This is a genomic window from Noviherbaspirillum sp. FW303-A3, from assembly GCF_058788695.1.
In genome coordinates this window covers 2,097,158-2,122,377 of sequence record NZ_JBYTAZ010000001.1, presented here as the reverse complement: position 1 = coordinate 2,122,377, position 25,220 = coordinate 2,097,158, and the positions used below count along the sequence as shown (strand labels likewise).

At 61.8% G+C, this 25,220-nt stretch carries 25 protein-coding genes; 16 read left to right on the top strand and 9 right to left on the bottom strand.

The annotated features are described in order from the left end of the window. Positions 1–237 precede the first annotated feature (237 nt). The 5 genes from gshA (at position 238) to ptsP (ending at position 5,075) form a co-directional block, all read left to right on the top strand. Positions 238–1,536, top strand: coding sequence for a glutamate--cysteine ligase (gene gshA / locus AC3WOY_RS10425; protein WP_492423419.1), 1,299 nt, complete (start codon positions 238–240; stop codon positions 1,534–1,536). Between the two features lie 12 nt (positions 1,537–1,548). Continuing rightward, a complete protein-coding gene (gene gshB / locus AC3WOY_RS10420) occupies positions 1,549–2,490 on the top strand; it encodes a glutathione synthase (RefSeq protein WP_492423417.1) in 942 nt (313 codons plus the stop codon). 105 nt (positions 2,491–2,595) lie between these two features. Next, entirely contained in the window at positions 2,596–3,003 is a 408-nt protein-coding gene (locus AC3WOY_RS10415; protein WP_492423415.1) for a PTS sugar transporter subunit IIA, read from the top strand. A 17-nt stretch (positions 3,004–3,020) separates the two neighbouring features. After that, positions 3,021–3,290: an HPr family phosphocarrier protein gene (locus AC3WOY_RS10410; protein WP_325013843.1), complete on the top strand. Its 270-nt coding sequence runs from the start codon at positions 3,021–3,023 to the stop codon at positions 3,288–3,290. Positions 3,291–3,323: 33 nt separating this feature from the next. Then, positions 3,324–5,075, top strand: a complete 1,752-nt coding sequence (gene ptsP, locus AC3WOY_RS10405; protein WP_492423412.1) for a phosphoenolpyruvate--protein phosphotransferase — start codon at positions 3,324–3,326, stop codon at positions 5,073–5,075. A gap of 72 nt (positions 5,076–5,147) precedes the next feature. Here ptsP and AC3WOY_RS10400 read toward each other — a convergent pair whose 3' ends face one another. The 4 genes from AC3WOY_RS10400 to AC3WOY_RS10385 all read right to left on the bottom strand — a co-directional run bounded on the left by AC3WOY_RS10400 (position 5,148) and on the right by AC3WOY_RS10385 (position 8,682). Continuing rightward, positions 5,148–6,665, bottom strand: coding sequence for a tripartite tricarboxylate transporter permease (locus AC3WOY_RS10400; RefSeq protein ID WP_492423410.1), 1,518 nt, complete (start codon positions 6,663–6,665; stop codon positions 5,148–5,150). A 2-nt stretch (positions 6,666–6,667) separates the two neighbouring features. Further along, positions 6,668–7,156 (bottom strand): tripartite tricarboxylate transporter TctB family protein, encoded by a 489-nt coding sequence (locus AC3WOY_RS10395; RefSeq protein WP_492423408.1) that lies wholly within the window; start codon positions 7,154–7,156, stop codon positions 6,668–6,670. Positions 7,157–7,307: 151 nt separating this feature from the next. After that, positions 7,308–8,288 (bottom strand): Bug family tripartite tricarboxylate transporter substrate binding protein, encoded by a 981-nt coding sequence (locus tag AC3WOY_RS10390; RefSeq protein WP_492423406.1) that lies wholly within the window; start codon positions 8,286–8,288, stop codon positions 7,308–7,310. 220 nt (positions 8,289–8,508) lie between these two features. After that, on the bottom strand, positions 8,509–8,682 hold the full coding sequence (locus AC3WOY_RS10385) for a hypothetical protein (RefSeq protein WP_492423404.1): 174 nt from the start codon (positions 8,680–8,682) through the stop codon (positions 8,509–8,511). A gap of 30 nt (positions 8,683–8,712) precedes the next feature. Between AC3WOY_RS10385 and metX the strand changes: the two genes are divergently transcribed. From metX to AC3WOY_RS10365, 4 genes are all read left to right on the top strand, one after another. Further along, complete coding sequence (gene metX, locus AC3WOY_RS10380; RefSeq protein ID WP_492423402.1) at positions 8,713–9,861, top strand: homoserine O-succinyltransferase MetX; 1,149 nt, start codon at positions 8,713–8,715, stop codon at positions 9,859–9,861. Next, positions 9,858–10,469 carry a methionine biosynthesis protein MetW gene (metW, locus tag AC3WOY_RS10375; RefSeq protein ID WP_492423400.1) on the top strand — a complete coding sequence of 204 codons (612 nt, stop codon included), beginning with the start codon at positions 9,858–9,860 and terminating at the stop codon, positions 10,467–10,469. The genes metX and metW overlap by 4 nt, the downstream gene beginning before the upstream one ends. A 76-nt stretch (positions 10,470–10,545) precedes the next feature. Continuing rightward, positions 10,546–11,844 carry an AmpG family muropeptide MFS transporter gene (locus AC3WOY_RS10370; RefSeq protein WP_492423398.1) on the top strand — a complete coding sequence of 433 codons (1,299 nt, stop codon included), beginning with the start codon at positions 10,546–10,548 and terminating at the stop codon, positions 11,842–11,844. Between the two features lie 27 nt (positions 11,845–11,871). Next, on the top strand, positions 11,872–12,768 hold the full coding sequence (locus AC3WOY_RS10365; RefSeq protein WP_492423396.1) for a M48 family metallopeptidase: 897 nt from the start codon (positions 11,872–11,874) through the stop codon (positions 12,766–12,768). On the opposite strand, the gene AC3WOY_RS10360 is transcribed toward AC3WOY_RS10365, so the two are convergent. Continuing rightward, complete coding sequence (locus AC3WOY_RS10360) at positions 12,758–13,555, bottom strand: exodeoxyribonuclease III (RefSeq protein ID WP_492423394.1); 798 nt, start codon at positions 13,553–13,555, stop codon at positions 12,758–12,760. The genes AC3WOY_RS10365 and AC3WOY_RS10360 overlap by 11 nt on opposite strands. Before the next feature lie 150 nt (positions 13,556–13,705). Here AC3WOY_RS10360 and pyrE point away from each other — a divergent pair, with 150 nt between their 5' ends. Together pyrE and AC3WOY_RS10350 are read left to right on the top strand one after the other, a co-directional pair. After that, entirely contained in the window at positions 13,706–14,371 is a 666-nt protein-coding gene (pyrE, locus tag AC3WOY_RS10355) for an orotate phosphoribosyltransferase (protein WP_492423392.1), read from the top strand. Positions 14,372–14,398: 27 nt separating this feature from the next. After that, the gene (locus AC3WOY_RS10350) at positions 14,399–15,013 is read left to right on the top strand and encodes a DUF4124 domain-containing protein (protein ID WP_492423390.1); all 615 of its coding nucleotides are present in this window, start codon (positions 14,399–14,401) and stop codon (positions 15,011–15,013) included. Between the two features lie 30 nt (positions 15,014–15,043). On the opposite strand, the gene gatB is transcribed toward AC3WOY_RS10350, so the two are convergent. Genes gatB through gatC form a run of 4 tightly spaced genes read right to left on the bottom strand, consistent with a single transcriptional unit; the run spans position 15,044 to position 18,821 of the window. Further along, entirely contained in the window at positions 15,044–16,504 is a 1,461-nt protein-coding gene (gene gatB / locus AC3WOY_RS10345; RefSeq protein WP_492423388.1) for an Asp-tRNA(Asn)/Glu-tRNA(Gln) amidotransferase subunit GatB, read from the bottom strand. A gap of 17 nt (positions 16,505–16,521) precedes the next feature. Then, positions 16,522–17,016 (bottom strand): hypothetical protein, encoded by a 495-nt coding sequence (locus tag AC3WOY_RS10340; RefSeq protein WP_492423386.1) that lies wholly within the window; start codon positions 17,014–17,016, stop codon positions 16,522–16,524. Continuing rightward, complete coding sequence (gatA, locus tag AC3WOY_RS10335; RefSeq protein ID WP_492423384.1) at positions 17,013–18,473, bottom strand: Asp-tRNA(Asn)/Glu-tRNA(Gln) amidotransferase subunit GatA; 1,461 nt, start codon at positions 18,471–18,473, stop codon at positions 17,013–17,015. The genes AC3WOY_RS10340 and gatA overlap by 4 nt, the downstream gene beginning before the upstream one ends. A gap of 45 nt (positions 18,474–18,518) precedes the next feature. Further along, entirely contained in the window at positions 18,519–18,821 is a 303-nt protein-coding gene (gene gatC / locus AC3WOY_RS10330) for an Asp-tRNA(Asn)/Glu-tRNA(Gln) amidotransferase subunit GatC (RefSeq protein ID WP_492423382.1), read from the bottom strand. Between the two features lie 267 nt (positions 18,822–19,088). Between gatC and AC3WOY_RS10325 the strand changes: the two genes are divergently transcribed. The 5 genes from AC3WOY_RS10325 (at position 19,089) to rodA (ending at position 25,081) form a co-directional block, all read left to right on the top strand. Then, on the top strand, positions 19,089–20,132 hold the full coding sequence (locus tag AC3WOY_RS10325; RefSeq protein WP_057290805.1) for a rod shape-determining protein: 1,044 nt from the start codon (positions 19,089–19,091) through the stop codon (positions 20,130–20,132). Positions 20,133–20,226: 94 nt separating this feature from the next. Next, positions 20,227–21,480 carry a rod shape-determining protein MreC gene (gene mreC / locus AC3WOY_RS10320; RefSeq protein ID WP_492423379.1) on the top strand — a complete coding sequence of 418 codons (1,254 nt, stop codon included), beginning with the start codon at positions 20,227–20,229 and terminating at the stop codon, positions 21,478–21,480. After that, positions 21,477–21,989, top strand: coding sequence for a rod shape-determining protein MreD (gene mreD, locus AC3WOY_RS10315; protein ID WP_492423377.1), 513 nt, complete (start codon positions 21,477–21,479; stop codon positions 21,987–21,989). Before mreC ends, mreD begins: the two co-directional genes overlap by 4 nt. Positions 21,990–22,061: 72 nt before the next feature. Continuing rightward, positions 22,062–23,960 (top strand): penicillin-binding protein 2, encoded by a 1,899-nt coding sequence (mrdA, locus tag AC3WOY_RS10310; RefSeq protein WP_492423375.1) that lies wholly within the window; start codon positions 22,062–22,064, stop codon positions 23,958–23,960. Further along, complete coding sequence (rodA, locus tag AC3WOY_RS10305; RefSeq protein ID WP_492423373.1) at positions 23,960–25,081, top strand: rod shape-determining protein RodA; 1,122 nt, start codon at positions 23,960–23,962, stop codon at positions 25,079–25,081. The genes mrdA and rodA overlap by 1 nt, the downstream gene beginning before the upstream one ends. Positions 25,082–25,220 lie beyond the last annotated feature (139 nt).

Below are 25,220 nucleotides of genomic sequence, written 5' to 3'. Positions count from 1 at the left end.
CGGGCTTCACAAAGCGCCTCGTCATGAGGCGCTTTTTTTTCGTCCTTGCCTTTAAAACCGGAAGATTGCCCAGATCTAGGTGTCCCGGGATGTTTGCCAGGTTGCCTTGTTGCCGTTTTTGAAATATTGGGTGATGGCAGGCGCATCCTCGAACAACAGTCGGCAGGCGGAACAGAGGGATTGCCGTTAGAATCAGCTTATTCAGCTTGCAAGAATGCTTATACCACTAAGGTTTTTATGGTTCCGCACCTCGTTACGGCCTTGAACGGCCCGCTTCTCGACCTGGAAAAGAAAATCCTGGCCGCGACCCCAGCGATCGAACGCTGGTTCCGCCTGGAATGGCAGGAGCACACGCCGCCCTTTTATTGCTCGGTGGACCTCCGCAATGCCGGATTCAAATTGGCGCCGGTCGACACCAACCTTTTTCCCGGCGGCTTCAACAACCTGTCGCCGGAAATGCTGCCGCTGGCCGTCCAGGCAGCGATGGCCGCGATTGAAAAATATTGTCCGGATGCCAAGAACCTGCTCCTGATCCCGGAGCGGCATACCCGCAACACCTTCTACCTGCAGAACGTCGCCCGGCTGATCCAGATCTTCCGCCAGACCGGCCTGAATGTCCGCCTGGGCTCCCTGTCGGAAGACGTCAAGGAACCGACCAACATCGAGCTGCCCGACGGCACGACGCTGACGCTGGAGCCGCTGGAGCGTTCCGCGAACGGACGCCGCCTCGGCCTGAAGAATTTCGATCCCTGCACCATCCTGCTGAACAACGACCTGTCGTCCGGCATCCCGAAGATTCTGGAAGGGCTGCACGAGCAGAACCTGCTGCCGCCGCTGCACGCGGGTTGGGCGGTGCGCCGCAAGACCAATCACTTTGCAGCCTACGACGAGGTGGTGAAGAAATTCTCCAAGCTGGTCGACGTCGACCCGTGGATGCTCAACCCGTATTTCGCCAAGTGCGGTGAGATCAACTTCCAGGAGCGCACCGGCGAAGAATGCCTGGCTTCGAACGTCGACTCGCTGCTGTCGAAGATCCGCAAGAAGTACAAGGAATACGGCATCAAGGAAAAGCCCTTTGTCATCGTCAAGGCAGACGCCGGCACCTATGGCATGGGCATCATGTCGGTCAAGGATGCGAGCGAAGTGAAGGACCTCAACCGCAAGCAGCGCAACAAGATGTCGGTGGTGAAGGAAGGCCTGGAAGTGTCCGACGTGATCATCCAGGAAGGCGTGCACACCTTCGAGCACATCAACGACGCCGTTGCCGAGCCGGTGGTGTACATGATCGACCGCTATGTCGTTGGCGGCTTCTACCGCGTGCATGCGGAACGCGGCATCGACGAGAACCTGAACTCGCCCGGCGCGCATTTCGTGCCGCTCGCCTTCGCGCAGCAGCATGCGCTGCCCGACCTGCAGGCCAAGCCCGGCACCGCGCCGCCGAACCGTTTCTACATGTACGGCGTCGTCGCGCGCATGGCTCTGCTCGCGGCATCCATCGAACTCGAGAAGACCGATCCGAATCCGGAAGTCTACTGACGGGACGCCTGCATGAAATTCGCTTTCCTTGCCGACCCGCTGGACCATTTCAAGATCTACAAGGACACGACGTACGCAATGATGGTCGAGGCTGCGCGCCGCGGCCACGAGATTTTTGCATTCCAGCAGAAGGACATGGCCTTCCAAAACGGCAAGGTGTCCGCCGACATACGACGGATCACGCTGACGGGCGACCAGGATGACTGGTACCGCGCCGAACCGCCGCTGGCGTCGACCCTGGATGCATTCGATGCCATCGTTGTGCGCAAGGACCCTCCTTTCAACATGGAGTACATCTACCTGACTTACCTGCTCGAAGTGGCGGAGAAGCAGGGCGCGCATGTCTTCAATCGGCCGGAGGCGATCCGCAGCCATAACGAAAAGCTGGCGATCGCGCAGTTCCCGCAGTTCACGGCGCCGACGCTGGTGACCAGCGACGCGGCGCGCGTCCGGGCCTTCCACCAGGAACACAAGGACATCATCCTCAAGCCGCTGGACGGCATGGGTGGGGCGGGCATCTTCCGTGTCGGGGAAGACGGCATGAATCTCGGCTCGATCATTGAAACGCTTACCGGAAACGGCGCGCACACCATCATGGTCCAGCGCTTCATCCCGGAAATCGTCCAAGGCGACAAGCGCGTGCTGCTGATCGGCGGGGCGGTAGTGCCGTTTTGCCTGGCGCGCATTCCGCAAGGCGGTGAAGTGCGCGGCAATCTCGCCGCCGGCGGTCTTGGCGTAGCGCAGCCGATATCGGCGCGCGACCGGGAAATCGGCGAAGCCCTTGCGCCAGTTCTTTTGAAGCGCGGCTTATTGCTGGTAGGATTGGACGTGATTGGCGACTGCCTGACGGAAATCAACGTCACCAGTCCCACGTGCTTTCAGGAAATCAAGCAGCAGACAGGATTCGATGTGGCAGGCATGTTCATCGACGCACTGGAGAGACAGTGCCAATAATTCGCTTCGCGCAATCGGTGCGCGGAGAATAACGACGGACAGGTCGTCGGCTCGGGGAGGGCAGGTGTTCAACCGCGCACGCGACTGTTCTTGGCCGGACAGATCATGGTAGGGATTCTTCTTCTGACGCACGCACCGCTGGGGAACGCGTTCATGGACGCCGCCACGCACGTCTTTCGCGCGCGACCGGAGCGCATGGAGGCGATCGACGTGCGCGCCGACCAGGATCCCGCCGAAGTGAACCGGATCGCGCAGGAAGCGATCAAGCGGCTCGACGATGGTTCCGGCGTGCTGGTCATCACGGACGTCATGGGAGGCACGCCGTCCAATTGCACACTCAAGCTGTGCAACCCGGGACATATCGAGGTTATCGCAGGTATCAGCCTTCCGATGCTCCTGCGGGCGCTGACCTATCGCAACGACACGATCGATGTCGTCGTGGAAATGGCCCTTGCCGGAGGGCAGAGCGGCGCGGTGCGGGTGGACAACCGCGTGCGGCTCTCTCCCAACTGAACAACAAGCACAAGAAAATGATTCAACAGGAAATCGAAATCATCAACAAGCTGGGCCTGCACGCGCGAGCCTCCGCAAAACTCACGCAACTGGCTGCCAAGTACAAGAGCGAAGTCTGGCTGACGCGCAATGCGCGCCGGGTCAATGCCAAGTCCATCATGGGTGTCATGATGCTGGCTGCCGGCAAGGGCTCGAAAGTCGTGCTGGAGACGGAAGGCGCGGACGAGAAAGAGTGTTTTGACGCGCTCTTCGAGCTGATACAGAATAAGTTCGGCGAAGGCGAGTAAGCCTTTTCGACCACCATAGGCCCGGCACACAGAATGGCTTCCTTCACGCTCCACGGGATTCCCGTCTCACGCGGTATCGCGATCGGCCGCGCGCACCTGCTCGCGCCGGCTGCGCTCGACGTCAAGCATTACCTGATCTCGCAGGAACAGGTCGAGGCGGAAGTGCTGCGCCTGCAAAAGGCGATCGCCAGCGTCCACAAGGAACTGCAGACGATCTGGAACGAGCTGCCGAAAGACGCGCCCGCCGAGCTGGGCGCGTTCATCGATGTGCATGCGCTGATCCTGTCGGACCCGATGATTGCCGAAGTGCCACTCGACATCATTCGCACGCGCTATTACAACGCGGAATGGGCGCTGGTCACGCAGATCGACGAGCTGTCCGCGCAATTCGACGAAATCGAGGATGCCTACCTGCGCGAGCGCAAGAGCGACATCCAGCAGGTCGGCGAGCGCGTACTGAAGGTGCTGACGGGAAGTGCCACCACTTTGCCGACGCATAGCGATGGCGACGAGAATGCCGGACGCATGATCGTGGTTGCCCATGACATATCGCCGGCCGACATGCTGCAGTTCAAGGATCGGGCATTCGGTGGATTCGTGACCGACCTCGGCGGTCAGAACTCGCATACCGCGATCGTTGCACGCAGCCTCGACATCCCTGCCGCTGTCGGCATGTCCAACGCCTCCGCGCTGATCGAGCAGGATGACCTGATCATCATCGACGGCGATGCGGGCGTGGTGATCGTCGAGCCGCCGCCGAACGTGCTGGAGCAGTACCGCGATCTGCAGCAGCGGCTGATGCGCGAGCGCAAGAAGCTCGGCAAGCTGAAAAAGACCCCGGCCATCACCAAGGACGGCACCGAGATCACGCTGCTTGCCAATATCGAGCTGCCGGACGACTGCCCGGGCGCGCTCGACTCCGGCGCCATGGGCGTCGGCCTGTTCCGTTCCGAATTCCTTTTCATGGGCCGCGCCGGTTTCGTCAACAAGCTGCCTTCCGAGGACGAGCAGTTCGAGTCCTACCGCCAGGCCGTCGTGGCGATGAAGGGGCGGCCGGTCACCATCCGCACGCTCGACATCGGCGCCGACAAGCCGCTCGATTCCGCCGAGCAGACCGCGCTCAACCCCGCACTCGGCCTGCGCGCGATCCGCTTTTGCCTCGCCGAGCCGCAGATGTTCCTGCAGCAGTTGCGCGCGATCCTGCGCGCGTCTGCCTACGGCCCGATCAAGCTGCTGATCCCGATGCTCGCACATGCCTTCGAGATCGACCAGAGCCTGGCGATGATCGAACAGGCCAAGGCGCAATTGCGCGAGCAGAACAAGAAATTCGACCCGCTGATCCCGGTCGGCGCGATGATCGAAATTCCCGCCGCTGCGCTCACGCTGCCGATGTTCGTCAAGCGCATGGATTTCCTGTCGGTCGGCACCAACGACCTGATCCAGTACACGCTGGCCATCGACCGCGCGGACCACGAGGTTGCGCATCTCTACAACCCGCTGCATCCGGCGGTGCTGTACCTGCTGGCAAGCACGATCTCGATCGGTGCGAAGGCGGGTGTTCCGATATCCGTCTGCGGCGAGATGGCGGGCGATACGCGCATGACGCGCCTGCTGCTCGGCATGGGACTGCGCGAATTTTCCATGCATCCGACGCAGATCCTTTCGGTGAAGCAGGAAATTCTCAACACCGACCTGCACGCCATTGCTGCGCAGACGAAGAAGATCCTGCGCACGATGGAGCCGGCGGCCATCCTCAGCGCCGTCGAGCAGCTGCGCGAGCTCTGACAGGACTGTTGCAGGCGCCAACAAAAAAGGGGACTCTCGATCGAGTCCCCTTTTTCATTGCATTGCCTGCAATCAGGATGGTGCCGCTTCCGGCATCGCTGCGGCGCGCCTTGCCTGATGGCGCTTCCACAGCAAGGGACCGATCACCAGTGCCGCAGTCAGCAGGAGGATCGACGCCGAGATCGGCTTGGTGACGAAGATCGTCATGTCGCCCTGGCTGATCGACAGCGCGCGGCGCAACTGCTGTTCCGCCACCGGTCCGAGGATCATGCCGACGATGGTCGGCGCAACCGGGATGTCGTAACGGCGCATCAGGAAGCCGATCAGGCCGATGATGTACAGCAGCAGCAGGTCGAACCACGAATTGCGCAGGCCGTAGGCGCCGAGCGTGGCGAAGATCAGGATGCCGCCGTACAGCAGCGGGCGCGGGATCGACAGCAGCTTGATCCACACGCCGACCAGCGGCAGATTCAGGATCAGCAGCAGCACATTGCCGATGTACATGGAGGCGATCAGGCCCCAGACCAGCAGCGGCTGGGTTTCGAACAGCAGCGGACCCGGTTGCAGGCCGTATTGCTGGAACGCCGCCAGCACGATTGCCGCCGTGGCCGATGTCGGCAGGCCGATCGTCAGCAGCATGGCGAGCGTGCCGGTGCTCGATGCATTGTTCGCCGCTTCCGGACCTGCCACGCCTTCGATGGCACCGTTGCCGAACTCTTCCGGATTCCTGCTGAGCTTCTTTTCGATCGAATACGACAGGAAGGTCGGGATCTCGGAACCGCCCGCCGGCATCGCGCCGATCGGGAATCCGAGGACCGTGCCGCGCAGCCACGGTTTCCAGGAACGCGCCCAGTCGGATTTCGACATCCAGATCGAACCCTTGACCTGCTCCAGCTTGTCCTCGGCCTTGTTCAGGTAAGTGGCAAGGTAAAGCGTTTCGCCGACCGCGAACAGGCCCACGGCCGCGACGACGACGTCGATGCCGTCGAGCAGCTCCGGGATACCCATGGTGAAGCGCGGCTGGCCGGTCTGGCCGTCAATGCCGATCAGGCCGATCCACAGGCCGAAGAACAGGCTCGCCAGTCCGCGTGCCATCGAAGCGCCGAGGAGGGTGGATACGGTAACGAAGGCAAGGATCATCACGGCAAAGTATTCGGCGGGGCCGAACTTGATCGCAACATCCACCACCAGCGGCGCTACGGCGGTCAGCATCACGACGGAGATGGTGCCGGCGACGAAGGAGCCGATGGCCGAGGTGGACAGTGCCGGACCGGCGCGCCCGTTCTTGGCCATCCTGTTGCCCTCGAGCGCCGTCATGATGGTGGCCGATTCGCCCGGTGTATTGAGCAGGATCGATGTGGTCGAGCCGCCATACATCGCGCCGTAATAGATGCCGGCGAACATGATCAGCGCGCCGGTCGGGTCGAAGCTGGCAGTCGCCGGCAGCAACAAGGCGACAGTCAGTGCCGGGCCGACGCCAGGCAGCACACCCACGAGCGTGCCGAGGGTGACGCCAATGAAACCCAGCATCAGATTCTGCATCGTCATCGCGACGCCGAACCCGGCAATCAATGCATTGAAGGTTTCCATGCTCACAGCCCTCCCAGCAGGCCGCTCGGCAGATTCAGTCCGAGACCGCGCGTGAAAATGAAGAAGGCGATCGTGGCGACGATCAGGCCGACAACGATATCGCGGAACAACCTGCGGCTGCCGAAGCCGCGCGCCACGAGCGTAAAGAGGAAGGTCGAGGCGAGCACGAAGCCGGCCCACGCGATGGACGCCATGTGCAGGATTACACCCGTGCTCAGGATCGCAAAGGCAACCCAGTCCGGCGCGTCATGGTTGGTTTCGTCGTCCATCGGGACATTGCGCCAGCCGCCGGAGACTGCTTGCCAGCTGAGGATGCCGCCGAGGATCATCAGGCCGGTGCCAATCAGGTAGGGGAATGCGCGCGGACCCACCTGCGAGTAGCCGCCGCCGGCCGAGATGTCCTGCGTACTGGCGACGACGAAGATGCCCAGCGTCGCCAATGCGATGGACACCATCAGCTCTCCCGGGTTGATCGGAGAACGAGTGGTCATGTTGTTCACCTAGAGTTCGAATGGTTATGTCTTTATTTTTATACCGGCACGGCGTGCAAGGCGAGCTGCCTTTGCGCCGGCCGGGGCAAGACATGGTGCGGTCCGTCCTTGCGTCCGGACGGACCGGTGCGGATGCGCCGTGGACAGGCGCTTACTTCTTGACGAGGCCGAGGCCGTTGATGATTTTCTCGGTCTGCTTCACTTCATTTTCGAGGTATTGCTGGAACGCGTCGCCCGGCAGATAGGCATCCGCCCAGCCGTTCTTGGCGAGCAGGTCCTGCCAGGACTTGCTCTTGACTGCCTTGTCGACCGTCATCATCAGCTCACGCTTCTGCGCATCATTGATGCCGGGCGCGGCAAAAATCGCACGCCAGTTGGACAATTCGACATCCACGCCTTGCTCCTTCAGCGTCGGGACATCGATACCCGGGAGGCGCTTGCCGGAAGTCACAGCCAGCGGGCGGAACTTGCCCGACTGGATCTGGCCGGCAAACTCGTTGTAGCCGGAAAGGCCGACCGTCACGTGGCCGCCGAGAATGGCGGCCTGCGCCTCGCCGCCGCCGGCGAACGGGATGTAGTTGATCTTGCTGACATCCACGCCGGTTGCCTGCGCGATCATCGCCACGATGATGTGGTCGGTGCCGCCGGCCGAGCCGCCGCCCCAGGAAACGGCGCCCGGGTTGGCCTTGAACTGGGCGATCAGGTCCTTGAGCGACTTGATCGGGGAGCTGGCCGGGACGACCAGCACGTCATATTCGCCGGTCAGCCGTGCGATCGGCGTGACTTGCGAGAGGTTGACCGGGGACTTGTTGAGCGCGATGCCGCCGACCATCACGCTGCCGCCGATCAGGACCGCTGTCGGGTCGCCCTTGGCTGAGTTGACGAACTGCGCCAGGCCGATGGTGCCGGCAGCGCCGCCCTTGTTGTCGATCTGGACCTTCTTGACGGTTTCGCTCTGCTGCATTGCCTGGGCGAGGCCGCGGCCGGTCTGGTCCCAGCCGCCGCCCGGGTTGGCCGGCACCAGCATTTTGATGCTGTCGAGGGCGAGTGCCGGTGCGCTGGCGACCAGGCCGAGCGCCGTGATCGAGCTGAGCAGCCAGCGGCTGAGGGAATTGCGTTTGCCGATAGTCATGGTAAATCTCCTTCTTCCTAGTAAGGCAACCCTGATTATTGTGTGAGCGCCAGGGTGCATGCGCTGTCCGGCGTAATGTAAAACACCTTAGCTTGCATTTAGCTTTCGATCATTGTTTTGCGGTTTGCCATGGCGTTGCTGTTTTATCATGTTTGCGCGATTGCCGCTCTAGGCAGATTAGCAGCCGGAAGAAGCTTGTAAAGCAAACAAGGATCCCAACTCAGCCGGTTTGACTGGTGGAAGCGACTTGGTTATTCTTATGCAATGCGCCGATTTGATGATCAGCTTGCGGGCGCGTAATAAATACGGCTAAAGCGTGCTTGCAAGAAAGCCCTGAAAGCCCGATAAGCTGTTCGCTGTCGGGCTTTTTTGTTTTCGGCGCAACGGATTCCACGAAAATCCGGCGCTTGTTATCTGGATCTTTATGCCATCCATCGGAATCGTTTCACCCAAATCGATGCATTTCCCGGAACCGCTGACACTGCGCAGCGGCGCCACGCTTGCCGATTACACCCTGATGTACGAAACCTACGGCACGCTCAATGCGGACCGGTCCAACGCGGTGCTGGTCTGCCACGCGCTCAACGCGTCGCATCACGTCGCCGGTATCTATGAAGGAGTGGACGGCAGCAAGAATGTCGGCTGGTGGGACAACATGGTCGGCCCCGGCAAACCGGTGGACACCGACCGCTTCTTCGTCATCGGCGTGAACAATCCCGGCTCCTGCTTCGGCTCGACCGGTCCGATGCATATCAATCCTGCTACCGGCAAACCCTACGGCGCCAGCTTTCCCGTCGTCACGGTGGAAGACTGGGTCAATGCGCAGGCGCGACTGGCCGACCGGCTGGGCATCGAGAAGTTTGCCGCCGTCATGGGCGGTTCGCTCGGCGGCATGCAGGCGCTGGCGTGGAGCATGATCTTCCCGGAGCGCCTGCGGCATGCGGTCGTGATCGCATCGACGCCCAAGCTCTCCGCGCAGAACATCGCCTTCAACGACGTCGCCCGGCAATCCATCCTGACCGATCCGGATTTCCACGGCGGCGACTATTATGCGCACGGCGTGGTGCCCAAGCGCGGCCTGCGCGTGGCGCGCATGGTCGGCCACATCACTTACCTATCGGATGACAGCATGGCCGAGAAATTCGGACGCTCGCTGCGCAACGGTGATTTCCAGTTCGGCTTTGGCATCGATTTCGAGATCGAATCCTACCTGCGCTACCAGGGCGACAAGTTTTCCGAGTACTTCGACGCCAACACCTACCTGCTGATCACCAAGGCGCTCGACTACTTCGACCCGGCGCGCGAGCACGGCGACGATCTCGCCAAGGCGCTGGCCAATACGAAGGCGCAGTACCTGCTGGTGTCCTTCACCACCGACTGGCGCTTTTCGCCCGAGCGCAGCCGCGAGATCGTGCAGGCACTGGTCAAGAACAAGCGCCGCGTCGACTACGCGGAAATCGATGCGCCGCACGGCCACGATGCATTCCTGCTCGAGGATCCCCGTTACATGAATGTAGTGAAAGCCTATTACGACCGCATCTGGCAGGACATCAACGACGGAGGGCGCGCATGAACTTCCGCGAACTCATCGCCCTGCGACCGGATCTCGCCTTTATCGCCCACTGGGTGGCGACCGAGTCACATGTGCTCGACCTCGGCTGCGGCGACGGCGTGATGCTCGAGTACCTGCAATCCGAAAAACGCTGTATCGGATACGGTGTCGAGATCGACGACAACAAGATCCCGACCTGCGTCAGCCGCGGCGTGTCCGTCATCCAGCAAGACCTGGAGGCCGGACTTGCCATGTTTACCGACAGCGCATTCGATACGGTGCTCTGCCTGTCGGCGCTGCAGATGATGAAGAACGTCGAGGGCATCCTGGCCGATATCGCACGCGTAGGCAGGGAGGCGATCGTCTCTTTCCCCAACTTTGCATACTGGCCACACCGCGTCGCGCTGCTGCGCGGACGCATGCCGGTCTCGAAGTCGCTGCCGTACGAGTGGTACGACACCCCCAACGTGCGTTGCGCCACGATCAAGGATTTCGAGGAACTCGCCAATAAAGTCGGACTCGAAGTGCTTGAATGCATTGCTTTGCATGAAGGTAAGCCTGTCTCATTCCTGCCGAACTGGCGTGGTAGCCTTGCCGTGTTCCGACTACGAAAAAAGACTACCGCATGAAGCTCCTGCCGATTGACGCCGCCCGGCGCATCGATTCTCCGCTCCTGAACAATGTGTTCCCTCCGGAGCCTGCCCGATGAGCGGGAAAGAGGAAAACAGCAAGCCAGGTGCTCGCATCCGCGATGCCTTCCTGCATCCATCGGCGTGGACCATGTTCTTCTTCGGATTCGCCTCCGGCCTGCCTTTCCTGCTCGTTGCCGGCACGCTCGCCTATTGGCTGAAGGAAAACGGCATCACGCTCAAGGACATCACCATGATCGCCAGCGCGGGCTTGGCGTATTCATTCAAGTTCCTGTGGGCGCCGTTCATCGACCGCTTGCGCTTGCCGCTCCTCGGACGGCTCGGGCAACGGCGCAGCTGGCTGCTGCTGGCGCAGGTGGTGGTCATGATCGGGCTGGGCGCGATGGCGTCGGTGACGCCGTCGCAGCTGGGGCTGTTCGTCGGCCTGACCCTCCTGGTTGCCTTTGCCGGTGCCACTCTCGACATTGCGGTGGATGCCTATCGCATCGAGATCGCCCCGGTCGAAGCGCAAGGCGCGCTGGTGGCCACTTATTCGCTCGGATATCGCATCGCCCTGATCGTCACCGGTGCGCTGGCGCTGGTGCTCGCCGATTACACCGTCTGGTCCAATGTGTACCGGGTCATGGCGCTGTGCATGCTCATACCGATCGTCGTCAACCTGATGGCGCGCGAGCCCGAAGTGTTGCGCGTCCACAGCCAAAGCTGGATGGAAGGGTTGCGCGACGGCGTGGTGGAACCGTTTGCCGACTTCTTTCGCCGTTTCGGCGGTCGCGTCGGTCTGCTGATCCTGCTCTTCATCCTGCTCTTCAAGGTCTCCGACCAGGCGCTGGTCGGCGGCATCATGGGACCCTTCTATCTCGACCAGGGATTCACCAAGACCGAGATCGCAGCCGTTTCCAAGGTCTATGGCATCTGGATCGGGATCGCAGGCGCGTTTCTTGGCGGTGTCGCCGTGGCGCGCTGGGGTGTCGAACGTGCGCTGCTGGTCGGCATCGTGCTGGGTGCGGCAAGCAATCTCCTGTACCTGGGATTGATCGGCGCCAACGGCGACGTTCGCATGCTGACCCTGGTGATTTCCGGCGAAAACCTCGCACAAGGCGTGCTTGGCACGACGGCCGTGGCCTACCTGTCCGGGCTCGTCAACCAGCGCTATACCGCGACGCAGTATGCGCTGTTCAGCTCGCTGATCACATTGCCGGGCAAGGTGCTCGGCTTCTATTCCGGTCGCATCGTCGAAGCTGTCGGTTATGGCACCTACTTCTGGATCACCACGCTGGCGATCGTCCCGGCTGTCGCCTTGTACTTCTGGCTGCATCCGCGCGTCCGGCTGGAGGGGAATGCCGAGGCAACCTGACGTTTTCCTTTGCAGAAAGGGCAAACCATGAAACGCTTGATTTCCATGCTGATGACAGTTGTCGTGCTGACGGCGGCAACTTCACCTGCTTTTGCGAAGGACGAGGTCAGCCCGGACGGCGTCAAGGTCGAAAAGATGTCGCCGCTGCGCAAGCTGGTGCCGGAAGGCGAGCTGGAAGCGGCGGCATTGCAGCAGTATGCCGGCCTCAAGCAGCAGGCCAGCCAGAAAGGCGTCCTCGTGCCCGACAGCGACCCGCAGGTGCAGCGCCTGCGGGCGATCGCAAAAAAGCTGATTCCCCACGCCGAACGCTGGAACCCCGGCGCGACCGACTGGAAATGGGAAGTCAGCCTCATCGATGTCAAGCAGATCAATGCCTTTTGCATGCCCGGCGGGAAGATCGGTTTTTTCACCGGAATCCTCGATGGACTGAAGCTCACGGATGACGAAGTGGCCATCGTCATGGGCCATGAAATCGCGCATGCGCTGCGCGAGCATGGCAGGGAAAGGCTGGCCAAGTCGAATTTGACCAATGTCGGCGCCAAGGTGCTTGGATTCGGGCTATCCGCCCTGCTGGGGATCGATCCCAATCTCACGAATACGGCCGCTGGCGTGGGCGCCAACCTGGCGATTCTGAAATTTTCGCGCAGCGATGAAACGGAAGCCGATCTCGTCGGGCTCGACATCGTGGCGCGCGCCGGTTATGACCCGCGCGCAGGTGTCGCGTTATGGCAGAAGATGGGCATGGTGAGCAAGAATGCCCCGATGGAATGGTTGTCCACGCATCCGGCTGGACAGTCCCGCATCGCCGAAATGCGGAAGCACATGTCGTCGGTCATGCCCTTGTATGCGAAGGTGAAAGGACTGCCGCAGTCGAAGCTGCCGCCCTATGCCAGCAATGTAAAGGGAATCGCGCCTATCCCTTGAGGAATGCGCTTGCGCCGTCGTACTCGATGGTCAGCGGCGCATGGTCCGAGAAGCGCTCGTCCTTGTAGACCGAGGCCGCACAGGCCTTCTCGGCGATGCCCGGTGTGGAGATGTGGTAGTCGATACGCCACCCCACGTTGTTCGCCCACGCCTGACCGCGGTTGCTCCACCACGTGTAGGCTTCTCCGGTCGTTTCCGGATGCAGTTTGCGGTACACATCGACCAGGCCGACGTCACCCAGCACTTGCGTCATCCATTCCCGTTCCTCCGGCAGGAAGCCGGAATTCTTCTGGTTGCTCTTCCAGTTCTTGAGGTCGATTTCCTTGTGCGCGATGTTCCAGTCGCCGCACAGCACGACTTCCTGGCCGCAATCGCGCAGCTTCTGCAGGTGAGGCAGGAACACATCCATGAAGCGGAATTTTGCCTGCTGGCGTTCCTCGCTCGACGAGCCTGACGGGCAGTACACCGAGATCACGGACAACTTGCCGAAGTCGCATTGCACATAGCGGCCTTCCGCGTCGAATTCGGTGCAGCCGAAGCCGACCTGGATCGCATCCGGCTCGAATTTCGAATAGATGCCGACACCCGAATAGCCTTTCTTCTCGGCGTAATGGAAATGGCCATGGTAACCGGCGGGGGCCTGGAATTCCGGCGTCATGTCGGCGGCCTGCGCCTTGAGTTCCTGCACGCAGACGAAGTGCGCGTCGTGCTTGGCCATCCAGTCGAAAAAACCCTTTTTGGAGGCGGAGCGGATGCCGTTGAGATTGGCTGAAACGATCTTGAGCATGATATCGGCGGGAAAAAACGAGCGGCTAGCATACCCGATCCGCCGGAAATTTGTGTCCGGCAAATCGGCCCTGCGGCCGGTCCGAGCCATTACAATGCGTGCTTGTCCGGCATGGTCCGGAATTGTCAATATATTCACATCGAGGTCATCTTGAGCAAGCTGAGCCAGGAATTCATCAAGTTCTCCGTCAATGCAGGCGTGCTGCGTTTCGGCGAGTTCATCACCAAGGCGGGCCGCACGTCGCCTTACTTCTTCAACGCAGGCCTGTTCAACAACGGCGCCACGCTCGGCAAGCTGGCTGACTTCTACGCGCAGGCACTGATCGATTCCGGCGTCGAATTCGACATGCTGTTCGGCCCGGCCTACAAGGGGATCACGCTCGCGGCCGCTACGTCGATCGCTCTTGCGCAGAAGGGCCGCGACGTGCCCTTCGCCTACAACCGCAAGGAAGCCAAGGACCATGGCGAAGGCGGCACCATCGTCGGCGCCAAGCTGGAGGGCAGGGTGGTCATCATCGACGACGTGATCTCGGCAGGGACGTCGGTGCGCGAGTCGGTCGAAATGATCCGTGCCGCCGGCGCGACCCCAAGCGCGGTGTTGATTGCGCTGGACCGCATGGAAAAATCGGGCACGGAGGGCGCGCTGTCCGAACACTCCGCGGTGCAGGAAGTGACCAAAGCCTACGGCATGCCAGTAGTGCCTATTGGCAACTTGTCCGATTTGTTGGAATATATCTCGAAGGCTGGCGCCAATCCCGACCTTGCCAAGTACAAGGATGCGGTGGCTGCCTACCGGAGCCGCTACGGCGTGATGTAACTCACTGACGCACCTTGGGAGGGGGCCATGAGTTCACTGAAGACTGCATTGTTCCTTTCCCTTGCGCTGCCGGTGGCCGGCGTCCAGGCACAAATCTACATGTGCAAGGATGCTTCCGGCCGCACCATCACCTCCGATCGTCCCATTCCGGAATGCGCCGACCGCGCGGTGCGCGAGCTCGACAAGAGCGGGCGCACGCGCCGCGACATCCCTGCGCCGATGACGGCGGAAGAAAAACGCCGCCTGCAGCAGGAGGAAGAAAAGCGCAAGGCGGATGAGGCTGCTGCCGACGAGCAGCGCAAAAGCGACCGTCTGCTGCGTGCTCGTTACAAGAGCGAGGCCGATATCGAGGAAGCGCGCAAGCGCGCGCTCGAGCAGGTGGATGACAGGATCAAGCGGGACAAGGCAGCGTTGGCAGCGGCGGAGAAGCAGCAGCAACAGGCCCAGGCAGAAGCCGATGCCTTGAAGAAGAAAAATGCCACGGTGCCTACCGTCCTGCAGCACCGTATCGATGACGCGGCACAGACCGTGGCGACAACCCGAAAGGCAATCCAGGGGAACGAGGCCGATGTGGCCGAGGTCAATGCAAAACATGATGCATTGGTGAGGCGGTTCCGCGAACTGAACGTCGCGGCGAAGTGAGCGCGCCGGGAAGCGCGCTCACTGTCCTGATCAGCCTGCCAGTTTCTTCTTCAGCAGTTCCGTCAATTGCGCCGGATTGGCCTTCCCCTTGGTGGCCTTCATCGCCTGGCCAATGATGGCGTTGAATGCCTTCTCCTTGCCGGAGCGGAATTCCTCGACCGACTTGGCGTTCGCCGCCAACACTTCATCGACGATCTTCTCGAGCGCCCCGCTGTCGGAAATCTGCTTCAGGCCCTTCGCTTCGATGATGTCATCGGCCAGCGTTTCTTTGTCCGACGGTGCTTCCCACATGCCGGCAAATACTTCCTTGGCGATCTTGTTCGAGATCGTGCCGTCGGCGATGCGCTGCAGCAGCACGGCGAGCTGTTCCGCCTTGACCGGCGCATCGGCGATCTCGACGCCTTCGCGGTTCAGGGTGGACGACACGTCGCCCATCAGCCAGTTCGCCGCAGGTTTGGCCTGTTCCTTGCCGGCTTTTGCCACCACGGCTTCAAAGTAGGACGCCATGGCCTTCGATTGCGTCAGCACCGACGCATCATATTCGGGCAAGCCGTAATTCTTCACGAAGCGCTCGCGCATCGCGCCGGGCAGTTCCGGCATGGACGCCTTCACGCGTTCGATCCATTCCTGCGCGATCACCAGCGGCGGCAGGTCGGGGTCGGGGAAGTAGCGATAGTCCTGCGCGTCTTCCTTGCTGCGCATGGAACGGGTTTCCTTGCGGTCCGGGTCGTACAGGCGGGTTTCCTGCACCACCTTGCCGCCGTCCTCGATCAGCTCGATCTGGCGACGCACTTCATAGTTGATGGCTTCTTCCAGGAAGCGGAACGAGTTCAGGTTCTTGATCTCGCAGCGCGTGCCGTATTCCTTTTGGCCAAGCGGACGCACGGAGACGTTGGCGTCGCAGCGGAAGGAGCCTTCCTGCATGTTGCCGTCGCAGATGCCGAGCCAGACCACGAGCGAGTGCAGGGCCTTCGCGTAGGCGACGGCTTCCCCTGCGCTGCGCATGTCCGGTTCCGTCACGATTTCCAGCAGCGGCGTGCCGGCTCGGTTGAGGTCGATGCCGCTCATGCCGTGGTAGTCCTCGTGCAGCGACTTGCCGGCGTCTTCTTCTAGGTGGGCGCGGGTCAGCTGCACGGTCCGCATCTCCGCCTTGCCGTCCTTCTCGAGCACGAAGGAAATCGTGCCGCCCTGAACCACCGGGATTTCATACTGGCTGATCTGGTAACCCTTCGGCAGGTCGGGGTAGAAGTAGTTCTTGCGGGCGAAGATCGATTGCGGCGCGACTTTCGCACCGATGGCGAGGCCGAACTGGATCGCGCGTTCGACAGCACCCTTGTTCATCACCGGCAGCACGCCGGGCAGGGCGAGGTCGACCGGGCAGGCCTGGGTGTTCGGTTCTGCGCCGAATTGTGTAGAGGCGCCGCTGAAAATTTTCGATTGGGTCGAGAGCTGTGCGTGCGTCTCAAGTCCGATGACGACTTCCCATTGCATAGTGTTTTCCTCAGAAATTATTCTTCGTAACGGCACTGTCCGGTCTTAAGGTCCACCGACAGTTCCGAAAAATTGGGGCGCGATCCGCAGAGCGCCGGGCAGCTCGGCTTCACGTTCAACGTGTCGCCTTCGCGTTCGAGCCGGATGGTGCATCGGGGCAGGCGGTCGAAATCGTAGCCGCGGCGGGTGCGCGCATCGTAGGCGTTTTTCAGCGCGATGCGCCACTGCACGACCGGCGCCGCATCGCGGACTTCGGCCAGAAGGCCGTCGCTCTCGTCGATGCTGCAGTCGAAGCCGTGCGTGCTGCGGAACAGCGACGACTCCCAGCGGAAGGCATCGATGTGACTCCCGGTTAGGCGGATCTCGCCGGTGTCCGCAAAGGTCACGCGTTCGCCGTCCACCAGGCGCGCGACGCTGCATGAGAAGCGTGTCTCGAGCTGCTGTTCGACAGCCGATGCCGTTCCTGCAATCAGCAGGAGGGCGGCCAGTGTCGCGCGGGTGGAGCGAGTCATACGCCTTCCGGTGTCCGGCTGTGCCAGTCGGTGACGCGCTGGTACTGGTGCGCCACATTGAGCAGCTTCGCTTCGTTGAAGTAGTTGCCGATGATCTGCAGGCCCACCGGGCGCTTCGCATTCTTTTCGCCTTTGCCGAATCCGCAGGGAATAGACATGCCGGGCAGGCCTGCCAGGCTGGTCGACAGCGTGAAGATGTCGGCAAGATAGTTCGCCACCGGATCGTCGGCCTTGTCGCCGATGTCCCATGCCACCGTCGGTGACACCGGGCCCATGATGACGTCGCACTGCTTGAACGCTTCCTGGAAATCCTGTGCGATCAGGCGGCGGATCTTCTGCGCCTGCAGGTAGTAGGCATCATAGTAGCCGTGCGACAGCACATAGGCGCCGACCAGGATGCGGCGCTTCACTTCCTCGCCGAAGCCTTCCGCGCGCGACTTGCGGTACATGTCGGCGAGGTCCTTGTAGTCCTGGGCGCGATGGCCGTAGCGCACGCCATCGAAGCGCGACAGGTTGGACGAGGCCTCGGCCGGGGCGATGACGTAATAGACCGGAATCGACAGCTCGGTTTTCGGCAGTGAAATGTCGACAAGGGTTGCGCCCAGCTTCTCGTATTCACGCAACGCACCGCGCACTGCCTCTTCGACATCGCTCGCCAGTCCCTTGCCGAAGTACTCGCGCGGCACGCCGATCTTCAGGCCTTGCAGGGGCTTGTCGAGGTCGCGCGCGAAATCTTCCGCGGGACGTTCGAGGCTGGTCGAGTCCTGCGGATCGAAACCGGTCATGGCATTGAGCAGCAGGGCGCAGTCTTCCGCTGTCTGCGCCATCGGGCCGCCCTGGTCCAGCGACGATGCAAAAGCGATCATGCCGAAGCGCGACACGCGGCCGTAGGTCGGCTTGATGCCGGTGACGCCGCACAAGGATGCCGGCTGGCGAATGGAACCGCCGGTGTCGGTTGCAGTCACAGCCGGGGCCAAACGCGCGGCGATGGCGGCTGCAGAGCCGCCGGAGGATCCGCCGGGAATCGCATTCTTGTCCCACGGGTTCTTGACCGGGCCGAAGAAGGAATTCTCGTTCGACGAACCCATGGCAAATTCGTCACAGTTCAATTTTCCGAGGTGAACCATGCCTGCCGCGCGGAACTGTTTCACCACGGTAGCATCGAAGGGGCTGATGTAGTTCGAGAGCATCTTCGAGCCGGCGGTGGAGCGCCAGTCGCGCGTGACGAAAATGTCCTTGTGCGCGATGGGAATGCCGGTGAGGGGCGTCGTGTCGCCTTTGGCAATGCGGGCGTCCGCCTCGGTGGCCTGGGCCAGCGTCAGGGTTTCGTCGACATGGATGAATGCGTTCAGGTCGCTCTGTTCGATGCGCGCGAGGTACAGCTTGGCCAGTTCGGTGGCGGAAACCTGTTTTGCCTGCAGCAGCGCTGAGAGCTCTTTGAGTGTCTTGGTATGCATAAGTGGTAACGGTGGCGCAATCCGGGAAAAAATGCGCTGTTCTTGTTATTCGATGACTTTCGGGACTAGGTACAGGCCGTCCTGCGTGGCCGGGGCGACCTGCTGGTAGTCCTCCCGGCGGTTCGGCTCGGTGACTTCGTCCTCGCGCAGGCGCAGGGCCACATCGTTCTGGTGGGCGGCGATCGGATGGTTGAGCGGCTCGATGCCGGCGGTGTCCACGGCGCGCATCTGCTCCACCAGGGAGAAGATGCCGTTGAGCTTGTCCAGGGTTTTGGCGGCCTGGTCTTCGTTCAGGTCGAGCTGCGCCAGTCGGGCAAGGCGTTTAACGTCGGAGAGGTCGAGTGACATGATGGAAAGGGTTGGGCGGCGCTGGGAAGGCCGCGATTTTCAAAGGGGTAAAAATGTTTTCTAATTCTGGCAAAAACTTGTCAAAACGCGCGAACTGGCACGTATCCGGCACGCATTTTTGAAGTTTCCGTCGACTAACTTCGGCTAAATTATAAGGTAGAATGGCGGGTTAATACCTCGCAGGCGATAGCAGCTTTGACACGTCGCCGGTGCCGAGGTTTTCACCACCAACGTTAAGCGCGCCACTGATGCGCATCGGGACCATACATGTTCGGATTTTTACGCAGTTACTTCTCTAACGACCTGGCAATCGACCTGGGCACGGCAAACACGCTGATCTACGTGCGCAACATGGGTATCGTGCTGGACGAACCGTCGGTGGTGGCGATTCGTCAGCAGGGCGGCCCGAACGGCAAGAAGACCATCCAGGCCGTCGGCAAGGAAGCCAAGCAGATGCTGGGCAAGGTGCCGGGCAACATCGAAGCCATCCGCCCGATGAAGGACGGCGTGATCGCCGACTTCACCGTCACCGAGCAGATGCTCAAGCAGTTCATCCGCATGGTGCACGACTCCAAGCTGTTCAAGCCGTCCCCGCGCATCATCATTTGCGTTCCCTGCGGTTCCACCCAGGTCGAGCGCCGCGCGATCCGCGAATCCGCACTCGGCGCAGGCGCGTCGCAGGTCTACCTGATCGAAGAGCCGATGGCCGCCGCAATCGGCGCCGGCCTGCCCGTGTCCGATGCAACCGGTTCGATGGTCGTCGATATCGGCGGCGGCACGACCGAAGTCGGCATCATCTCGCTGGGCGGCATGGTCTACAAGGGTTCCGTCCGTGTCGGCGGCGACAAGTTCGACGAAGCGATCGTCAACTACATCCGCCGCAACTACGGCATGCTGATCGGCGAGCAGACCGCCGAAGCGATCAAGAAGGAAATCGGTTCCGCCTTCCCGGGTTCCGAAGTCAAGGAAATGGAAGTCAAGGGCCGCAACCTGTCCGAAGGCATCCCCCGTTCGTTCACCATCTCCAGCAACGAAATCCTGGAAGCGCTGACCGACCCGCTCAACAACATCGTCTCCGCAGTGAAGAACGCGCTCGAGCAGACCCCGCCGGAACTGGGCGCAGACATCGCCGAGAAGGGCATGATGCTGACCGGCGGCGGCGCGCTGCTGCGCGACCTGGACCGCCTGCTGATGGAAGAAACCGGCCTGCCGGTGATCGTCGCCGAGGATCCGCTGACCTGCGTGGTGCGTGGCTCCGGCATGGCGCTCGAGCGCATGGACAAGCTCGGTTCCATCTTCTCCTACGAGTAATCGACACGATGTTTTGCCAGGCGCGCCTTGCCCCAAACCCGCAAGGCGCGCCGATGGACAGAAATTCCCGGTCACGTTCCGAGTCTAGACCCTGATGGATTACAGTCCACCGCCACTCTTCAAGCAAGGCGCCTCCGCGCGTGCGAAAGTGGTGTTTTTCTCCCTCATTGCCCTGATCCTGCTGGTGGCCGATTCGCGCCTGCGCTCGCTCGGCGCCATTCGCCAGGTGGTCGGCACCGCGCTCTATCCCTTGCAGGTTGTTGCCTTGCTGCCGCGCGATGCTGCCTACATGGTCGGAGACTACTTTTCGTCGCTGTCTGCGATGCAGAAGGAAAACCACAAGCTCAAGGAACAGCAGATCGCCAACGGCCATACGCTGCAGCAAGTGCAGCAGTTGTCGGCGGAAAACGTCCACCTGCGCAAGCTGCTGTCGGCCAATGAGCGGCTGGCAGTGAAATCGGTGATGACCGAGATCCTCTACGACGCTCGCGATGCGTTTACCCGCAAGATCATCGTCGACCGCGGCACCAGCCACGGTGTCGCTCCGGGGCAGCCGGTGATCGATGATGTCGGCGTCGTCGGCCAGGTCACGCGTGCTTTCCCGTTTACATCCGAGATTACCCTGCTGACGGACAAGGACCAGGCGATCCCTGTCCAGGTCGTGCGCAGCGGGCTGCGCAGCATCGCTTACGGGCAGGGACACTCCGGCTCGCTCGACCTGCGCTTCATGCCGGCCAATGCCGACATCCAGAACGGCGACATGCTCGTCACGTCCGGCATCGACGGCGTGTATCCGGCCGGCCTGTCGGTGGCCAAGGTGACGCAGGTGGACCGCAAGTCGTCCGACGCGTTTGCGCGCATCGTCTGCCAGCCGCTGGCCGGTATCGACCGCAACCGCCAGTTGCTCATCCTGCTGACCGAAATAAATTTCCCGCCGCGCCCGGAGCCGGAAGATCCGAAGAAGGAAAAGGCAGCGAAGCGTGAGGCGGCCAAGGAGGCTGCGAAAGAAGCGGCCAAGCAGTCGGCTGCGGGCACTGCACCGGCAGCGCCCGCAGCCCCTGGTGCAGCTGCGCCCGCACAGCAGGCGCCGGCGGCGGCCGTTCCCAATGCGCCGGGCACCGTGACGCCGGCCGCCGCGACAGGACCGGTCCAGGACAAGCCCGCTGCGCCTGCCGTTCCTCCGGCTGCGCCTGCCAAGCCGGCCCAGCCTGCTGTGGCGGTGCCAGCCGCAGGTGCGCAGAAACCCGTGGCCGACAAACCGGCCGCACCGCAGGCAGCCGCTCCGGCCAAGCCGCCCAAGCCCGCGACGGCAGCCCCGGCCGCGGCACCGCAGGGAGCCACGCAATGAACCGCCCGCAATACATCCTGTTACCGGCGAACCCGCTGTTCATCATTGCCAGCCTGATCGTCGCTTTCCTGCTGAACCTGCTGCCCTGGGGGCAGTGGGTGGGCATTCCGGATTTCGTCGCGCTGGTACTGGTTTTCTGGAGCATCCACCAGCCGCGCAAGGTGGGAATCGGCGTTGCCTTCTTCATGGGCCTGCTGATGGACGTGCACGATGCGACGCTGCTGGGCGAGAACGCCCTGTCGTACACGCTGCTGTCGTATTTCGCGATCATGATCCATCGCCGGGTGCTCTGGTTCAAGGTGCCGACGCAAACCCTGCACGTTCTGCCGCTGCTCTTCATGATGCAGTTTGTCCAGTTGCTGATCCGCCTGATGGTGAGCGGCGATTTCCCGGGCTGGTTCTACTTCCTGGAAAGCATCATCACCGCCGCGCTCTGGCCGGTCGTGACCTGGATACTGCTCGCGCCCCAGCGCCGCGCGGTCGACCGTGACGAGACCCGCCCGATCTGATCGCGGCATCATGGCATTCGACGACTCCCTGCATGGCAGGAATGAACACGACTTGTACCGACCTGAATCCGCATGACCGAGTTTAAGAACACTGAACAGGAACTGCATTTCTTCCGCCTCCGCCTCTCGGTGGTGGCGGTGTTCGTGTTCATCTGCTTCGGCCTGCTGTTCGCGCGCTTCGTGTGGCTGCAGGTGTTCAAGCACAACGATTACATGAGCCAGGCTGAGGACAACCGGATTTCGGTGGTCCCGGTTGTGCCCAACCGCGGCCTGATCCTGGACCGCAATGGCGTTGTCCTCGCGCGCAACTTCTCCGCCTATACGCTGGAAATCACGCCGTCCAAGATCTCGGACACCCTTGATGGCGTCATCGAAGAATTGTCGACCGTCGTCGACATCCAGCCAAAGGATCGCCGCCGCTTCCGCCGTCTGCTGGAAGAGGCCAAGAATTTCGAAAGCGTCCCGATCCGTACCCGCCTCAGCGACGAAGAGGTGGCGCGCTTTACCGCACAGCGTTACCGTTTCCCCGGCGTCGAGATCCAGGCCCGCCTGTTCCGCCAGTATCCGCTCGGCGAGACCGCATCCCATGTCGTCGGCTACATAGGCCGTATCAGCCAGAAGGACGCGAAGCGCATCGAGGAAATGGAAGATGCCGCGAACTACGCCGGCACCGATTACATCGGCAAGGAAGGCCTGGAGAAGAAGTACGAGAACATCCTCCACGGACGAACCGGCTACGAAGAGGTCGAGGTCACCGCGGGCGGCCGCGCGGTGCGTACGCTGTCGCGAACCGCAGCCACGCCTGGCCAGAACCTGGTACTGTCGATCGACATCGAGCTGCAGAAGATCATCGAGGATGCCTTCGGCGACCGCCGTGGCGCACTGGTCGCGATTGAACCTTCCACCGGCGACATCCTGGCCTACGTGTCGAAACCGACCTACGACCCCAACCTGTTTGTCGATGGTATCGACGCGCAGAGCTGGGACGAGCTGAACACCTCCATCGACCGGCCGCTGCTGAATCGTCCGCTGATCGGCACCTATCCGCCGGGCTCGACGTTCAAGCCTTACATGGCCCTCGCCGCGCTGGAGACGGGCAAGCGCACACCCAACCAGGCGATCTCCGACCCCGGATTCTACTGGTTCGGCAGCCACCGTTTCCGCGACGACAAGGTGGGCGGCCACGGCATGGTCGACATGTATAAATCCATCGTGGTGTCCTGCAATACCTATTACTACATGCTGGCAAGCGACCTCGGCATCGATACCATCCACGATTTCATGAAGCCGTTCGGCTTCGGCCAGATTACCGGCATCGACCTGGAAAACGAGCGCGCCGGGGTCCTGCCGTCGACCACCTGGAAACGCAACGCGTACAAGAAACCGGAGCACAAGAAGTGGTACGCCGGCGAGACCGTGTCGGTCGGCATCGGCCAGGGTTACAACGCTTACACACCGCTGCAGCTCGCGCATGCCATGGCGAACCTTGCCAATGACGGCATCGTAATGCGCCCGCACTTGGTGAAGACCATCGAGGATGGCGTCACCAAGGAGCAGACGCTTACCGTGCCGAAGGAAAGCTATCGCATTCCGCTCAAGCAGGAGAACCTCAACTTCGTGAAGAACGCGATGGCAGGCGTGGTGAAAGAGGGTACGTCCTCGCGCGCATTCGCCAGGGCGGAGTACGTTTCCGCCGGCAAGACCGGTACCGCGCAGGCGATCGGCCTGGGGCGCAACGAGAAATACGATGCGAAGAAGATGCCCGAGCGTCATCGCGACCATTCGCTCTACATTTCGTTTGCGCCCGTGGACAAGCCGCGCATCGCGCTGGCCGTGATCGTGGAGAACGGCGGTTTCGGTGCGGCTGCCGCAGCGCCGATCGCGCGCCTCGCGCTGGACTATTACCTGCTCGGCAAGCGGCCGGAATCGAAGGAAAAGGCGGCGCAGCCCATTGAAGTGGAGGGAGACTGATGGCGACGGTTGCATTGGGTGAAAAACGCGCGATCTGGCCCACGCTCAAACCCTACATCATGGTGTTCGACTGGCCGCTGACGATCATCGTCGGCCTGGTCTTCCTTGCCAGCACGATCACGATGGTCTCCGCCGGCATCGACTTCCCGGGCCGGCTGGAAGGACATCTGCGCAACATCCTCCTGTCGGTGCTCATCATGTGGGTCGCCGCCATCGTTTCCCCGCAAACGCTGATGCGGCTGGCCGTGCCGATCTACCTCGTCGGTGTCGCGCTGCTGGTCGGTGTCGAACTCTTCGGCATCATCAAGAAGGGCGCACAACGCTGGATCAATGTCGGTGTGGTCATCCAGCCGTCGGAAATCATGAAGATCGCCACGCCGCTGATGCTCGCATGGTGGTTCCAGAAGCGGGAGAGCGTGATCCGGATTCCAGAGTTCATCGTGGCCGCCATGCTGCTGATGGTGCCGGTTGCCCTCATCATGAAGCAGCCCGACCTCGGCACCGCGCTGCTGGTCATGGCGTCGGGTTTTTACGTGATCTTCCTCGCCGGCCTGCCATGGAAGATCATCATCGGACTGGCGCTCGCCGGGGCGGCCTTCCTGCCGATCGGCTGGTCGATGATGCACGACTACCAGCGGCAGCGCGTGATGACGCTGATCGACCCGACCTCCGATCCGCTCGGCAAGGGATTCCACATCATCCAGTCGATGATCGCCATCGGCTCGGGCGGACCGATGGGCAAGGGCTGGCTGAACGGTACACAGGGCCACCTGCAGTTCATTCCCGAGCGTACGACCGACTTCATCTTCGCGGTCTATTCGGAAGAGTTCGGGTTGATCGGCAATACGTCGCTGCTCATCCTTTACCTGATGCTGATCGGCCGCGGGCTCTTCATCGCCGCCAACGCGCCGACCCTGTTCAGCCGACTGCTCGCCGGCGCGCTGACGCTGATGTTCTTTACCTATGCGTTCGTGAACATGGGCATGGTCAGCGGCATCCTGCCGGTGGTCGGCGTGCCCCTTCCGTTCATGAGTTACGGCGGCACTGCGTTCGTAACGCTCGGCCTCGGCATCGGCATGCTGATGAGTATCCAGCGCCATCGCAAGCTGGTGCAGACCTGACGCGAAAGTGGAGCCGGGAAACTTTTCCCCGGCTCCACTGTCAATAAGGCAACAAATCTATCCTTGCGGCAAGCCTTGTGCCGGTGCAAACTGTTCACCGAGCCGCCGGACGCTTGCCCGGCCCCTGTCTCGACAAGAA